General features: G+C 72.8%; 11 protein-coding genes. 5 read left to right on the top strand and 6 right to left on the bottom strand.

Annotated elements, in window-relative coordinates; genetic code table 11:
• Positions 1-23: 23 nt before the first annotated feature.
• Positions 24-1,337 carry an ABC transporter substrate-binding protein gene (locus ACFV6E_RS17825; RefSeq protein WP_385162775.1) on the top strand — a complete coding sequence of 438 codons (1,314 nt, stop codon included), beginning with the start codon at positions 24-26 and terminating at the stop codon, positions 1,335-1,337.
• Positions 1,338-1,366: 29 nt separating this feature from the next.
• Here ACFV6E_RS17825 and ACFV6E_RS17820 read toward each other — a convergent pair whose 3' ends face one another.
• Together ACFV6E_RS17820 and ACFV6E_RS17815 are read right to left on the bottom strand one after the other, a co-directional pair.
• A complete protein-coding gene (locus ACFV6E_RS17820; RefSeq protein ID WP_385462628.1) occupies positions 1,367-3,031 on the bottom strand; it encodes a hypothetical protein in 1,665 nt (554 codons plus the stop codon).
• 251 nt (positions 3,032-3,282) lie between these two features.
• Complete coding sequence (locus tag ACFV6E_RS17815; RefSeq protein WP_385167749.1) at positions 3,283-4,668, bottom strand: transcriptional regulator; 1,386 nt, start codon at positions 4,666-4,668, stop codon at positions 3,283-3,285.
• A 322-nt stretch (positions 4,669-4,990) separates the two neighbouring features.
• Between ACFV6E_RS17815 and ACFV6E_RS17810 the strand changes: the two genes are divergently transcribed.
• From ACFV6E_RS17810 to ACFV6E_RS17800, 3 genes are read left to right on the top strand one after another with little or no spacing between them, the layout of a single operon-like run.
• The gene (locus ACFV6E_RS17810) at positions 4,991-5,638 is read left to right on the top strand and encodes a bifunctional DNA primase/polymerase (RefSeq protein ID WP_385167750.1); all 648 of its coding nucleotides are present in this window, start codon (positions 4,991-4,993) and stop codon (positions 5,636-5,638) included.
• Between the two features lie 24 nt (positions 5,639-5,662).
• Positions 5,663-6,454, top strand: coding sequence for an ABC transporter ATP-binding protein (locus tag ACFV6E_RS17805; RefSeq protein WP_385462627.1), 792 nt, complete (start codon positions 5,663-5,665; stop codon positions 6,452-6,454).
• Positions 6,451-8,031 (top strand): transporter, encoded by a 1,581-nt coding sequence (locus tag ACFV6E_RS17800; protein ID WP_385462624.1) that lies wholly within the window; start codon positions 6,451-6,453, stop codon positions 8,029-8,031. Before ACFV6E_RS17805 ends, ACFV6E_RS17800 begins: the two co-directional genes overlap by 4 nt.
• A gap of 263 nt (positions 8,032-8,294) precedes the next feature.
• On the opposite strand, the gene ACFV6E_RS17795 is transcribed toward ACFV6E_RS17800, so the two are convergent.
• Both ACFV6E_RS17795 and ACFV6E_RS17790 read right to left on the bottom strand, forming a co-directional pair.
• A complete protein-coding gene (locus ACFV6E_RS17795) occupies positions 8,295-9,383 on the bottom strand; it encodes an alpha/beta fold hydrolase (RefSeq protein ID WP_385462622.1) in 1,089 nt (362 codons plus the stop codon).
• An 826-nt stretch (positions 9,384-10,209) separates the two neighbouring features.
• On the bottom strand, positions 10,210-10,902 hold the full coding sequence (locus tag ACFV6E_RS17790) for a metal-dependent transcriptional regulator (protein WP_385167756.1): 693 nt from the start codon (positions 10,900-10,902) through the stop codon (positions 10,210-10,212).
• Between the two features lie 339 nt (positions 10,903-11,241).
• Between ACFV6E_RS17790 and ACFV6E_RS17785 the strand changes: the two genes are divergently transcribed.
• Positions 11,242-11,997 carry an SIS domain-containing protein gene (locus tag ACFV6E_RS17785; protein ID WP_385167758.1) on the top strand — a complete coding sequence of 252 codons (756 nt, stop codon included), beginning with the start codon at positions 11,242-11,244 and terminating at the stop codon, positions 11,995-11,997.
• Between the two features lie 158 nt (positions 11,998-12,155).
• On the opposite strand, the gene ACFV6E_RS17780 is transcribed toward ACFV6E_RS17785, so the two are convergent.
• Both ACFV6E_RS17780 and ACFV6E_RS17775 read right to left on the bottom strand, forming a co-directional pair.
• Complete coding sequence (locus ACFV6E_RS17780; protein WP_385167759.1) at positions 12,156-13,571, bottom strand: PAS domain-containing protein; 1,416 nt, start codon at positions 13,569-13,571, stop codon at positions 12,156-12,158.
• Between the two features lie 473 nt (positions 13,572-14,044).
• Positions 14,045-15,163: a citrate synthase 2 gene (locus ACFV6E_RS17775; protein ID WP_385462620.1), complete on the bottom strand. Its 1,119-nt coding sequence runs from the start codon at positions 15,161-15,163 to the stop codon at positions 14,045-14,047.
• Positions 15,164-15,295 lie beyond the last annotated feature (132 nt).

Raw genomic sequence — 15,295 nt, 5'->3', positions numbered from 1 at the left:
ATGTGGCGGAAACGTGTGTGCTTATGACCGGCAGGCGACGCACCCGCACCTCCACCCCCCTCCGTTCCCGCCCGCTCAAGGCCGCGCTGCTGGCCGCGTGCGCGCTGACGGCGTGTGCGTCGTCGGCCGTCGGCTGTGGAGTCGTCCCCGGGGTCACAGGGGGATCCGGGGACGACCCCATCACCGTCATGACCTGGGCGCCCGACAACACGGCCGCGACCAACAAGCCCGGCATGCCCGCCATGGCCCAGGCGTACGCCCGCTGGGTGAACGCCAAGGGCGGCATCAACGGCCACGAGCTCAAGGTCCTCACCTGCAACGACCACAACAACTCGCAGGACGCCGCGAAGTGCGCACGGCGCGCGGTCAACGAGAACGTCGTCGCCGTCGTCGGCTCCTACAGCCAGTACGGCAGCTCCTTCCTCACCCCGCTGCAAGCGTCCGGCATCCCGTACATCGGCGGGTACGGGCTGACCGACGACGAGTTCAAGAGCCCGCTCTCCTACCCGGTGAACGGCGGGCAGCCCGCGCTGCTGGCCGGCCTCGGCGAGGAGCTGGCCAAGAACTGCGGCGGCGTCTCCCTGGTGCGGCCCGACACCATCGCCGGCGACGAGCTGCCGCTGCTGATCGACACCGGCCTGGAGAAGGGCGGGCACGACCCCGCCGCCGACGTACGGGCCCCCGACGACGCCACCGGGTACTCCGGGCAGGCCAAGCAGGCCCTGGAGCGGGCGAGCGCCGACAGCACGGCGAAGGGCTGCGTGGTCGCCGCGCTCGGCGACCGTACGGACGCGTTCATGGACTCCTTCCGGCACGACCGCGAGGACTACCCGTCGGTGCGGGCCGCCTCGGTGCTCGGCAGCGTCGACCAGACGGTGATCGACACCACCGGCGGCAAGTCGGGCCCGTACGAGGAGGCGTACGTCACGGGCTGGTACCCGGCGGCGAGCGACGACCGCTGGGACCCGATGAAGAAGGTGATCAAGCAGCAGGCCTTCGGGGACAACCGGATCGATCCGGCGGACGCGGGCGTGCAGACCACCTGGATCGCGTACGGCGTGCTGAAGCAGGTCGTCGAGTCCCTCGGGGACGGCGAGGTGACCGCGCAGAGCATCCGGCGGGCGCTGGACGACGGACTCAAGGTCAGGACCGGCGGGCTCACGCCCGCGCTGAGCTGGCAGTTCGAGGACCTGATCGCGGCCGTCGACTTCCCGCGCCTGGTCAACGCCCACGTCACGTACCAGGTGGTGCGGGACGGGCAGCTCGTGCCCGCGCGCAACGGCTTCGTCGACGTGAAGAAGATCCTGGAGAGCGCGTCGTCCAGCGCGCTGCGCTGAACGACGCCTCCGGCGCGGGCCGCCGCCCGTCAGAGCTGGGTCGGCTGACGCTCCGTCAGCCCGTAGCTCGACGCGATGGAGTTCCAGAGCTTCGCGGCCTCGGTCTTCTGCGCGCTCGCGGTGCCGCTGGCCTTGTTGCCCGCCTGCGTCTGCCCCGTCGTACGGGCCTGGCCCTTGCGGCAGCCCTTCTTGCCCGCGGCCTGGTCGGCCCAGGCGGCGTAGTGGTTGTCCGCCGAGGCGGACGCCTGCCAGGCCTTGGTCAGGGCGGTGGTCAGCTCGGCGTGGTTCGGAAGCTTGCCGACCTGGAGCTTCGACAGCCGGGTGACCAGCTCGCCTCGCTGCTTGGCGGCGTCGCGGAGATCCGTGGCCGCCTGGTCCAGCTCCTTGCACGCCTTGACGTTCGCGACGGCCTTGATCACCGAGTCACGGCTGCTGTTGCTGTCCGCGAGGAGCTGGTCGAGCGCGACGGCCTGCTCCTTCACCGGGTCGGCCGACGCGGACGGTGATCCCTCGGTGGCGGGCGCCGTCGCCGAGACCGTCCTGCTGTCGTCGTCACCGCCGTCGTCGCCCGAACCGCTGCTGAGCAGCGCACCGGCGCCGAGGCCGAGCACCGCGATGCCCACGCCGAGAGCGGCGAGCAGCGGCACGCGCGAGCCGGTACGGCCGCCGCGTCCGCCGCCGGAGCCGCCGCGCCGTGCGGCGGCCCGCCCGCCCGGCGCCCCCGGGCCCTGCGGCGGCCCCGCCTGGGGCGCGCCCGCCGGACGCGGCGCGTCGAACTTCGGCAGCTGCTGGGTGGAGGCGGGCCCCTCCTGCTCGCTGCGGAAGAGGTTGTCGAACTCGGCGGGCGGCTGGCGGTCCTCGGGCCCTCCGGGACGGATCCCGTACGACGGGGCGGCCGGTTCCGCGGGAACGGGGGCGATGTACTGCGTGGCCTGGGCGTCGGGGTCCGCGGTGGGCGGCAGCGGTCCCGCCCCGCCGTGCGGTGCGCGGCCCAGGTACTGCGCGGCGTCGGCGGGCACCTCGGGCGGCAGCGCGCCCGGACCCACCGGGGGTATGTACTGCGTGGCGCCCTCGTCCGGGGCCGCGGCCACCGGAGGTATGTACTGCGTCGCGCCGTCGTCGTGGGCCGGGACGGGCGGGATGTACTGGGTCGCGCCTTCGTCTGCGGGCGCGACGGGCGGCAGCGGCGCCGAGGAGTGCGCGGCGTGCTGCGGCGGCAGGGCGCCGGGGTGGCCGCCCGTGGTCCCGTACGAGGCCGGGGGCGCGCCCTCCGGGGGCAGCGCGGCCGACGTGGTGCCCGTCCAGCCCTGCGCGGCGTGGTCGCCCGCGTGCGGGTGCCGGGGCGCGGCGGACGCGTCCCAGCCGCCCGGTCTCTCGGGGGTGCCCCAGTCCGGGGCCGGGGCGGACCCGGACCTGGACGCCTCCGGCATCTCCCAGGTCTGGGTCTGCGGGGCGTTGCCGTCGGCGGCGGGCGCGCTCCAGCCCTGTCCCGGACCGTGTCCGGTCCCGTGGTCCTGCTGCTGGGGCGCCGACGGGGCGGGGCCCCACTGCTGCCCCCAGGACCGACCGCCGGCCGGTGCCGCCCGGTCGCCGGTCATCCCCGGCAGCAGGGGCTCACCGCCGTCGGAGGGCAGCACGATGCCTTCGCGCGCTTGCCGCGCCGAGGGCTCCTCGCCCTGTCCACTCTGCGTCACCGGGGCTCCTACGATTGGGGGACCTTCGGAATCGTCGGCTCACGCTACCGGGTCCCCACAACCCGATGCCACGCAGCACAGGGCATGACCTCCTACCCCTGTGACCGGGGTAACGAAACCGCCCCTCCGTACGCTGTATTTGACTCCTTTCCCACCAAGTGCGCCTCTTTGCGCCCCGTTCAGGCCATAAAGAGGCATCCGTTCACCTCACGCACACCATTTTTACGTGCGCGGTTTCCCAACTCCCTTGGTCAGGCAGCTGCCTGGAGTTCGAGGCGGGCCCCGAACTCCCGCACCACCGGCTCCTCGCGGTAGGGCTCCAGGCGCTGCTGGAAGTCGTCGAGGTACTCGGCGCCGCGGTTGGAGCGCAGGGTGCCGAGCAACTCCACGGCGCGCAGGCCCGTATGGCAGGCCTCCTCGACCTCGCGCCGCTGCACCTGCGCGGTGGCGAGCAGCACGTAGCCGATCGCCCGGCGCCGCGCGCGCGACTCGGGGTGCCCGTCGAGGGCCTCCTGCGCGTACCGCGCGGCCGGTTCCGGCTGGCCGAGGTCCCGGTGGCAGTGCGCCAACTCGTCGGCCAGGTACGCCTCGTCGAAGTGCGCGATCCACACCGGGTCGTCACCGGAGGACGGGTCGGCCGACTCCAGGGCGCCGACCGCCCGCCCGGACGCGGCCTGCGCCGCCCGGGAGTCGCCCATCAGCGCGTGCCCCCTGGCCTCCGCCGCGTGGAACATCGCCTCCGCGCGCGGGGTGACCCGGCCGCGCGCGCCCTCCTGGGCCGCCCGCGCCAACTGCGCGATCTCGCGCGGGTTCCCGAGCTGCGCGGCGAGGTGGCTCATGGACGCGGCCAGTACGTAACCGCCGTAACCGCGGTCGCCGGCCGCCTGCGCGAGGCGCAGCGCCTGGATGTAGTACCGCTGGGCCAGTCCCGGCTGGCCGGTGTCGATGGCCATGTAGCCGGCGAGTTCGGTCAACCGCGAGACGGCCGAGAACAGTTCGCGTCCGACCGCCTCCCGGTAGGAGCCGGCGAGCAGCCCGGAGACCACGCTGTTGAGGTAGTGCACGACCACCGGGCGCACATGACCGCTGCCGTACTGGTGGTCGAGTTGGACCAGGGCCTGCGTCATGGCGCGTACCGCCGCCACGTCCGAGGGCCCGACCCGGGGCCCCGCCGACCGCGCGACCTGCGAGTCCGGCGACGAGATCAGCCAGTCGCGGCTGGGCTCGACGAGCGCGGAGGCGGCGACGGACGAGCCGGACAGGAAGTCCCGGCGCCCCACGTCGCTGCGCCACAGCTCGCAGACCTGCTCGATGGCGCCCAGCACGGTCGGCGAGAACTGGAGCCCGACGCCGGACGCGAGGTTCTTGCCGTTGGCCATCCCGATCTCGTCGATCGTGACCGTACGGCCGAGTTTGCGTCCCAGCGCCTCCGCGATGATGGCCGGAGCCCGGCCCCGCGGCTGCTGTCCGCGCAGCCAGCGGGCGACCGACGTTTTGTCGTAACGTAGATCAAGACCGTGTTCGGCCCCGCACATGTTGACCCGGCGGGCCAGCCCGGCGTTCGAGCAGCCCGCTTCCTGAATGAGCGCCTGCAACCGTTCGTTCGGCTGCCGCGCGACGAGCGGCCTTGCGGCCATGGCGTACCCCCTGTGGCTGTGGTGCTCTGCCCACGCACCAGATTTGTCATGTCCTCAATAGCCGAACTCCGTCCCGGGAGCACGGCCATGAAGATCGATGCCCCGCCGAGATACGGAAGATGCGAGGCATGCGAGGATTGCCGGGGTAAAGGCGATTGCCCGGGCCCCACACCTGGCTACCCACCCCCCGCTGCCATAGCCCGCGCGCGCCCCCACCCGTGCATCCATGCGCCCCAGGTGCGAAATCAGTGCTCCGCCCCCGCGCGCACGTCCCCCGTAACCCGTTGTGAACCCGGGAGTTGAGCTGATCGTGGAAGAGACCATGGCAGTCACCGAGACCGCACAGATCCCCCACCAGCGTGGGGAGGCGCTGCTGGACACCGCCGTGCGCTATGCCGAGGAGCGCCACTGGGACGTGTTCCCCGGCACCTGGCTGGAGGCCGTCGACGGCACCCAGCGCTGCTCCTGCGGTGACCCGGCGTGCACGCTGCCCGGCGCGCACCCGGCGCGCGAGGACTGGGCGACCCAGGCCACGGGCAGCGCGTCGGCCGCCCGCCGCATGTGGTCGAAACAGCCGTCGGCGTCGATCCTGCTCCCCACCGGGCGTACGTTCGACGCGATCGACGTGCCCGAGACCGCCGGTTTCCTCGCGCTCGCCCGCATGGAGCGCATGGAGCTGACGCTCGGTCCGGTGACCTGCACGCCGGACCGGCGCATGCAGTTCTTCGTGCTCCCCGGCGGCGCCGTCAAGATCCCCGACCTCATCCGGGGGCTCGGCTGGCTGCCCGCCTCCCTCGACCTGGTCGCCCTCGGCGAGGGCACGTACGTGGCGGCCCCGCCCACCCGTTACGGATCACGCGGCGCCGTGCAGTGGGCCTGCCGGCCGACCGCGGCCAACCGCTGGCTGCCGGACGCGGAGGAAGTCATCTCCCCCCTCGCCTACGCCTGTGGACGGGACGTCCGCCGCTGACGGCAGGCCCCGTATCGTGCAGACATGACGGAGGAAGCACGGAAAGAAGCAGCCGCCGTACGCGTACGGGGGCTGTGGAAACGCTTCGGTGACCAGGTAGCGGTCGCCGGTATCGATCTCGATCTGCCCGCCGGCCGGTTCATCGGCCTCGTCGGACCGAACGGAGCGGGCAAGACCACCACACTCTCCATGGTGACCGGCCTGCTCCGCCCCGACCAGGGCACCGTGGAGGTCGTCGGCCACGACGTCTGGCAGGACCCGGTGCAGGTCAAGGCCCGGATCGGCGTCCTGCCCGAGGGACTGCGCCTGTTCGAGCGGCTCTCGGGCCGCGAACTGCTCGCCTACACCGGCAGGTTGCGCGGCCTCCCGGGCGCCGAAGTGGACAAGCGGACCACCCAGCTCCTGGACGTCCTCGATCTCTCCGGCTCCCAGCACAAACTGGTCGTCGACTACTCGACGGGCATGCGCAAGAAAATCGGCCTGGCCGCGGCGCTCCTGCACAACCCGGAGATCCTGTTCCTGGACGAGCCGTTCGAGGGCGTGGACCCGGTCTCCGCGCAGACCATCCGCGGCGTACTGGAGCGCTACACCGCCTCCGGTGCCACGGTGGTCTTCTCCTCCCACGTCATGGAGCTGGTGGAGTCCCTGTGCGACTGGGTGGCCGTCCTGGCCGCGGGCCGCATCCGCGCCCACGGCCCCCTCACCGAGGTGCGCGGCGACGCCCCCTCGCTCCAGCAGGCGTTCCTGCAACTCGTCGGCGCCCAGGCCCGGACCAGCCACTCCGACCTGGACTGGCTGGGCGGCACCCCCCGATGAACACGACCACCCCCACCCTCGTACGCCTGAAGCTGTCGCTGCTGCGCAACGGCCTGCGCCAGTCCACCGGCCGGCGGGCGGCGTTCATCACCTCGGCCGTCCTGGTCCTGCTACTCGCCGCCCTCCAGCTCATCGGCCTCATCGCCCTGCGCGGCACCGCGCACGCCACCACCGTCACCCTCCTGCTGGTGGAGCTCCTGGCCCTCGGCTGGGCCGTCATGCCGCTGTTCTTCCCCAGCGGCGACGAGACGCTGGACCCCACCCGCCTGGTGATGCTCCCCCTGCGCCCCCGGCCCCTGATCCTGGCCCTGCTCACCGCCTCGCTGGTGGGCATAGGCCCCCTGTTCACCCTCTGCCTGCTGGCGGGCTCGGTGATCGCCCTGGCCCACGGCCCGGCGGCGTACGTGACCGCGGTGCTCGGCACGGCGCTCGCCCTGCTGACCTGCGTGGCCCTGGCCCGAGCCGTGGCGGCCGCCAACATCCGCCTCCTCACCAGCCGCCGCGGCCGCGACCTGGCGGTCCTGAGCGGCCTGGTCATCGCGATCGGCATCCAGCTCGTCAACTTCGGCATCCAGGCCCTGGGCACGGCAGGCGGCATCAGCCGCCTGGACCCCGTAGCGGACGCAATCAGCTGGATCCCACCCGCCACATCAATCGCGGCCGTACACAACGCATCGCAAGGCTCGTACGCCACAGCACTAGCCCAACTACTGCTCAGCGCGGCAGCGTTGGTGTCGCTTCTGACCCTCTGGTCACGCAGCCTGACGAAGCTCATGACCGCACCGGACGGCTCGACGCTCCAGGCGGCCCAACAGCCCACCCGTGCCCGCGCGTCGACGGGCCTGAGCCGCCTTCTGCCCGCCGGCCGCACCGGAACGGTCATGGAGCGCAGCCTGCGCTACGTCTGGCGGGACCCGAAGACGAAGGCGGCCTGGGTCACCTCACTCGCCATCGGCCTGATCGTCCCGGTCTTCAATGCCCTCCAGGGCACCGGCTCCCCGTACTTCGCCTGCTTCGCCGCCGGCATGCTCGGCATCCAGATGTACAACCAGTTCGGCCAGGACACCTCGGCGTTCTGGACGGTGGCGCTGACCATTTCCTCACCCCGGGACGCCTATCTGGAGCTGCGCGGCCGCGCACTGGCCCTCCTGGTCATCACGCTGCCCTACACGGCGCTCGTGACCGTCCTGACGACGGCGATGCTCGACGAGTGGCGCCGCCTGCCCGAAGTACTCGGCCTGTCGTTCGCCCTGCTGGGCGCGATGCTGGCGACGGGCGCCTGGTCCTCAGCGCGCTTCCCGTACTCGATCCCGCAGGAGGGCTACAAGAACGTGGCCCCGGGGCAGGCGGGCCTGGCCTGGATCTCCATCTTCGGCGGCATGGTCTCGGCGGCCCTGCTGTGCGCCCCCGTCCTGACCCTGACGGTCTGGCTGAACCTCGCGTCGGCCACCACCTGGCCCCTCCTCCCCCTGGGCATCGCGTACGGCGCCGCGGCCACCTTCCTGGGCCTGCGCCTGGCGGCCCCGCGCACGGCCCGCAGACTCCCGGAGATCCTGACAGCGGTGAGCAGAGGCTGAAGCACCCGCAGGCGCGAACGCGCGGAAGGGGTCAGGCGCACGCCCGACGGCCCGCACCCGCCGAACACCCGGAAGGGGCCGTGCCGGTACATCAAATGCCCGTCGCTTACGTGGTCATCAGAAAGCCCGCACCACGCACGTCCGGGACGCCGCGTAAGCGACGGGCGGATGTACCGGCACGGCCCCGGCCCACCACGGCGGGAAGGCGCTGCGACCACCGGCCGCAGGTCGAGGCACGAGGCGAGCCCCGCGAGCACCCCGCCTCACGACGACGCGAGCACCCCGTCCAGGAACGGCTCGATGGCCGTCCGCCAGGCCTCGGGCTGGTCGTAGTGCACGAGATGCCCCGCGTCGGCCACCTCCGCGTACTGCCCCCGGGGCAGCACCCGCACCATCTCCTGGGACTCGGCCCGCCCCAGCTCCCCGTCGAGCCCCCGCACCACCAGAGCCGGGCACTGCACCTGCGCCAGCTCCTCCCAGTGCGCGTCGTACACCCAGCTCTCCCGGGACTTGAGCATCTGCTCCGGCTCGAACACGGGCCGCCACCCGTCACCGGACTCGGCCATGACCTCGGCGTAGAACTCACCACGCGCCGCGCTCGGCCGCTCCACCCAGGGATCGTCCTCGCCGAACCACTTGCGGACATCGGCGAGCGTCGCGAACGGAACGGGCCAGGCCCTGAACCAGTCCTCCCACTCCCGCTGCGACGCGGCGCCTAACGCGGAGGCCCGCATGTCGCAGATGACCAGCCCCCGCACGAGATCGGGCCGCTTGGCGGCGAGCTGCCAGGCGGTCAGCGCCCCCATGGCGTGCCCGATGACGACGGCGGGCGCGAGCCCGAGCTGCTCCAGCGCGGCCTCGGCGTCCTCGACGTACGCATCACGGGTGTAGTACTCCACCGGCGGCTTGTCGCTGCGACCGTGCCCGCGCTGGTCGAGCGCCACCGCGCGGTACCGCTCGGAGAGCCAGCGGGCGGTGGACGCCCAGTGCGAGGCACGCCCCATCAGACCGTGCAGCAGAAGAACCCCGGGGCCCTGCTCACCCCCGTCCCCCACCAGGGCTTCCCGTACAGAGCCGTCGCGCACGGAACCGTCCCGCAGGGAGCCACCCTCCAGGCCCGCGTCCCGCGCCGCCCCGCGCCCGGCCGACCGGCTGTCCACCGACCCGTTCCGGACCGAACCGTTCCCGACCGCCGAGCCGTTCCCGACCGAACCGCCGCCGAGCGACCCGTTCCGGGCCGAACCGCCGCCGACCGAGCCGTTCCGGGCCGGATCGGTTTTGGGAGGATCACCGAACTCCCAGGCCGCGAGCCGTACACCGCCCGCGCCGGTCACGTCGATGCGCCGCACCATCGTCCTGGCACCCCCCAGGCTCATTAGGACCGCTCGCTCCCGCCGGTCCCCTCGTTCATACTGCCGGTCGTCCCGCTGCTCCTGCTGTCCCGCTGATAGGTCGGCACCGCTGTCCGCGGCACCGTGCTGCCTGCGCCGCACCGTAACGCCATTCGCGCCGGTCCCACAGATCCACGCCACGCACTGTTCACGCGGACCCGCGTACGCCGGTGGGTACAACGCGGGTCGTGAGGGCCCGTCACCCTCACGCTATCGAATACATATTCGAAAATGCTCCGTCCCGCACCAACACCCCTCGATCGGGTGACCCCGCTCAGGGGTTGGCCGCCGTCGCCGCGGGGAGATCTTCTGCGGGGAGCGGGCCGCTCGGGGAAACCGGTCCGCAGGGAATGACCCTGAGAGCTCGGGGCTCCGGGTCAGCACAGGGGAGGACAGGCCCCGGCGCCGCGAGGCGCCGGGGCCCTCGGCTTGTCTGTGGCACATCCTCCCGCCCCTTCCCCGGACCCGTACAGGTCCTTCAACGGCCGGTAGCACCCACCGGCCGGGTATGACATCGCTGTCGACCGACGACCGAGGGCCTCCGAGTGCCCCTCGGTCATATGCCTCACGCGACAGCGTCGCACGCGAACGGTCGCCGCGCTGCGGTTCCGCGCACTGAATCTTGGTTTCGGTGCGGCCGCTAAAGCGCCACAAACCGCTCACCCGTCACGCCAGTTGACGCCTCCGCAGGTCACCGCGGGACGGCCCCGCCGAAGTAAGCGCTCAGTAAAAGTGAGCGCGAAATCAGCGCTCGGCGGCGAACGCGGAGTCAGCGCCCGGCAACGACTCAGCGCTTGGCGACGAACACGTGCGAGGCGACGTCGGTCGTCAGCTCGGCGGCCTCGCCGCTGCTGCCCACCAGCACCCCGCCCGCCGACTCCGTGACGCTGACCACGGAACCGGGCTGCACGCCGGCCCGCCGCAGCGTGTACATGAGCTGGGCGTCCGTCTGGATCGGCTCGCCGATGCGCCGCACTACGACGGTCTTGCCCTCCGCGCCCGGGTCCAGCTCGGCCAGCGAGAGCATGCCCTCGTCGAGGAACGGGTCGGCCCCGTCCTTCTCGCCCAGCTCCTCCAGGCCCGGGATCGGATTCCCGTACGGCGACTCGGTGGGGTGGCGGAGCAGCTCCAGGACGCGGCGCTCGACCGCCTCGCTCATCACGTGCTCCCAGCGACACGCCTCGGCGTGCACCTGCTCCCACTCGAGCCCGATGACGTCGACGAGCAGGCACTCGGCGAGCCGGTGCTTGCGCATCACACGGGTGGCGAGCCGCCGGCCCTCCTCGGTCAGCTCCAGGTGCCGGTCGCTGGCGACGGCCACCAGGCCGTCGCGCTCCATCCGCGCCACCGTCTGGCTGACCGTCGGGCCGCTCTGGTCGAGCCGCTCGGCGATCCGGGCGCGCATGGGGACCACACCTTCCTCCTCCAGCTCCAGGATGGTGCGGAGATACATCTCGGTGGTGTCGATCAGTCCGGACATACGTGCCCCTCGATTGCTCTGCCGAAGGCTCGTCGGCTCTCCGGCGTGTGCGCTGGCCCTGGCTTCAATTCTGACGCATACCACTGACAACCGTGTCCCGCCGGTGCCGACGGGCGGTACCGCCTGCGCGCACGGGACCGGCGACGGCCGACGGCCGGGCCCGTACGGGAGCCGTATTGACAGGGCACTGGTCCAGACCGCAACGTGATCCGCGACACGACGAAGGCGTTGGAGCCGTCGGCGCGGCCGTGCCGTGCCGGGCCGCCGGCTCACCGGCCGGGCACCGGTGCTCCCCCCAGTATGCCGACGTGCCGCCACCGACCTCGAAAGGGTTCCGCGATGAGCGAGAGCAAGCTGGCCGGGCAGTTCTTCGACGCCGCGATCGGCCTGTTGCAGCGGGTGCGGGACGAGGGCGCCGAGTCCATCGCCGCGGCCGGTGAACTCGTCGCGGACACCGTGGCCGACGGCGGCCGGCTGTTCGCCTTCGGCGCCGGGCACTCCTCGCTCGCCGCGCAGGACGTCGTCTACCGCGCGGGCGGACTCGCCCTGATGAACCTGCTCGCCGTCCCCGGGGTCGTCGGCGTCGACGTGATGCCCGCCACGCTGGGCTCCGCGCTCGAGCGGGTCGACGGTCTCGCGGGCGCCGTCCTGGACTCCAGCCCCCTGCGCTCCGGCGATCTGCTGGTCATCATCTCGCTGTCCGGCCGCAACGCCCTGCCCGTGGAGATGGCGATGAACGCCCGCGCCCTGGGCGTGCAGGTCGTCGGGGTGACGTCGGTGGCGTACGCGTCCGAGACCAAGTCCCGGCACAGCTCCGGGACGTACCTCAAGGACCACTGCGACGTGGTGCTGGACACGAAGATCGCGGTCGGGGACGCGGAGCTGACCGTGGACACCGTCCCGGCGCCCTTCGCCCCGGCGTCGACGGTCGTCACCAGTGCGGTGCTCCAGGCGGTGATGGCGACGGCGGCCGGAGCGCTGGCCGAGCGCGGCATCGAGCCCCCGCTGCTGCGCTCGGGGAACGTCGACGGCGGCCACGAGTGGAACGGCCGTGTGCTGAGGGAGTACGGGGACCGCATCTTCTACCGGCGCTGACCGGGGCGCACCGGCACTCGCACCGGCACCCGCACCGGCACCCGCACCGGCACCCGCACCCGCACCCGCACCCGCACCCGACAACGCTCCTGCGCCCACCGGCGAACCGCACAGAGCGCATCCACCGGTACGCCCGCCCGCCCCGTCCGTGCCTCGCGTCAGTCGCCCACGAGCCCCGCCAGATCCAGCGCCCCCGCGATCCGTACGGCCACGTCCTCCGCGTACGTGGCGTCCGTGCGCTCGAACTGGCTGCGCCCCGCCGTCCGCAGGAAGGTCACGACGCCCAGGGTGCGCCCGCGGCTGCGCAGGACGGCGCACAGCGCGTGCACGGAGTCCGGCGGCCACTGGCGCCCGACGGCCCACGCGCGCGCGGACTCCGCGCCCACGGTGCCCGCGGTGGCCCGTACCGAGCCGGCCCGGTCCACGCACTGGAGGGCGGGATGGCCCTCCTCGTAACGGACGGGCAGTCCCGCGCGCCCGGCCAGATGGCTCGGCCCCGGCGTCCCGGAAGGCGTCGCCGCGACCCGTACCAGCCGCACCGGCCCGCCCTCGCCCGCCGGACCCGCGGCGCCCGGACCCGCGCCGGGCGCGGCCGGCTGGTCGATCACCCGGTCGAGCACCGCGTGGTCGGCGAAGCCCGCGAGGGCGAAGTCCAGGTGGACGGTGGCCGCCTCGGCGGGGTCCTCGCACTCGGCGGCGGCCCGCGCCGCCCGGTGGAGCTGGTTGGCGCGGAACCGCAGCAGCGCGGCCTCCTGCTCGGCCTGCTTCGCCTCGGTGACGTCCTGGAAGAGCCAGCCGACGCCCAGCGGCACCGGTTCCTCCGCGAGCGGTGAGGCCAGCCGCAGGAACCCGCTGCGCCAGCAGCGCCGCCGGTCGGCCCCCTCCGCGCCCCTGACGCTCACCCACATCTCGGCGGGCGCGGGCGGCGCGCCCTCGGCGAGGACGTGGGTGAGCGCGCTCTCCAGTTCCTCGACGCCCTGGACGAGCAGTTCGCCCAGGGGCCGCCCCAGGACGGCCGTGCGTCCGATGCCGAGGGAGCGGGCCGCGTGCGCGTTCACCACGGCGGGCCGCAGGTCGGCGTCGACGAGTACGACGCCCCAGCCGGCGTCCTCGAAGAGGGCCTCGCTCAGCGCGATGGACCGCTCCAGGTCGATCTGGGTGTGCACCTCGCTGAAGGCGCAGTAGACACCGGCGGGCTTGCCGTCCGGGCCGCGTACGGCGGCGGACTGGGTGCGGACGAGGACCCGGCCGCCGTCCTTGGTCAGCAGCGCGAACTCGTGGACCTGGCGGCCGGGCGCCCGCATGGCGGACAGCAGCCGCTCCTCGACCTCCTGGGCGTCCGCGGTGCGCACGGCCCAGCCGGCGAACCCGTGCCGCCCCACCGCCTCCTCCGCGCTCCAGCCGAGGATCCGCTCGGCCTCGCGGTTCCAGTGGGTGACGATGCCGTCGGCGTCGAAGGCGCACAGCGCCGCGTCCATGCCGTCCAGCAGCGCCGCGAGCAGATCCGCGCCGTCGCGTTCTGGCTCGTCGGGCCCCAGCTCGTCGGTGGTCCCACTACGCCGGGAAGCACTCACCTGGACCCCCTACGGCTGCGTCCGCGTATACGGCGCGTCCCATCGCTCACTGGCCATCATTCAACTCGAACGTGACCCAGCCCACAGCACGTTCCCCGAAGATTCGACGAAATCGTTGTACCCCGCACGGTCGCCTGCCAGGCCGCCTGCCAGGCCGCCTGCCCCGGACGCCGGAGAAAAGTCGTCCCGAAAATCGGTTGAGCCGCCATCGATCGCTTCCTAGGCTGTGCCGCACGCTGAGAAAGGAGGTGATCCGGCAGATGTATCAAACCCGGACGAGCGAGGTGGCTGCGGGCTAGCGGCCCGTCACCACGTCTTCAGTGCGGTGCCGGACCAGCGCGCGAGCTGAGCGCGCAGCCGGCCGAATCTCAACGCAGTCACCCGACCCGCGGGCTCGCCGGTACGTCCGGCCGGCTCTCCCGCCGAGGCTTCACCGCCCCGGTGGGAGACCAGAGCCCGCGGGTCGCCTGCGTTCAGCGGGCGTCGTGCGCGATGTCGGCGATGTCGTCGAAGCCCGCGATCTCCCGGGGGCTGCGCGAGCCCGGACCCACGTAGCGCGCGGACGGCCGCACGAGCCGGCCCGTGCTCTTCTGCTCCAGGATGTGCGCGGACCAGCCCGCGGTACGGGCGCAGGTGAACATCGACGTGAACATGTGCGCCGGGACCTCGGCGAAGTCGAGCACGATCGCCGCCCAGAACTCCACGTTGGTGGCCAGCACCCGGTCGGGCCGCCGGGCGTGCAGTTCGGCGAGCGCCGCCTTCTCCAGCGCCTCGGCGACCTCGAAGCGGGGCGCGCCCAGTTCGCGGGCGGTGCGGCGCAGCACCCGCGCGCGCGGGTCCTCGGCCCGGTAGACGCGGTGCCCGAAGCCCATCAGGCGCTCGCCGTTGTCCAGCGCCCGTTTGACGTAGGCGTCGGCGTCGCCGGTGCGCTCGATTTCCTCGATCATGCCGAGGACGCGGGAGGGGGCGCCGCCGTGCAGCGGGCCCGACATGGCGCCGACGGCACCGGAGAGGGCGGCGGCGACGTCCGCGCCCGTGGAGGCGATGACCCGGGCGGTGAACGTGGAGGCGTTCATGCCGTGCTCGGCGGCGGAGGTCCAGTAGGCGTCGACGGCGGCGACGTGCTTGGGGTCGGGCTCTCCGCGCCAGCGGATCATGAACCGCTCGACGATCGACTGCGCCTTGTCGATCTCGCTCTGCGGGACCATGGCGAGCCCCTGTCCGCGGGCGGACTGGGCGACGTACGACAGGGCCATCACGGCGGCGCGGGCCAGGTCCTCGCGGGCCTGCTTCTCGTCGATGTCGAGGAGCGGCTTGAGGCCCCAGACGGGGGCGAGCATGGCGAGCGCGGACTGTACGTCGACGCGGATGTCACCGGAGTGGACGGGGATCGGGAAGGGCTCGGCGGGCGGCAGGCCGGGGTTGAAGGCGCCGTCGACGAGGAGGCCCCAGACGTTCCCGAAGGAGACGTGACCGACCAGGTCCTCGATGTCGACGCCTCGGTACCGCAGGGCGCCGCCCTCCTTGTCGGGTTCGGCGATCTCCGTCTCGAACGCGACGACTCCTTCTAGTCCGGGTACGAAGTCGGACATCGGGCGGCTCCTCGTGAGAAGGGTGCGATGGGGCGACAGCTCGTTCTGCTGGGTGGGGCGGCTTCTTCGTGGGTCGGACGCCCCGTGTCGTACGGGGTGACGGTGTCCGGTCCGGTTCCACGTCCGTGGGCG

The organism is Streptomyces sp. NPDC059785, assembly GCF_042732375.1.
GTDB lineage: Bacteria > Actinomycetota > Actinomycetes > Streptomycetales > Streptomycetaceae > Streptomyces.
Note: the sequence above shows the minus strand (reverse complement) of the source record. Positions and strands in the feature narration are given on the sequence as shown.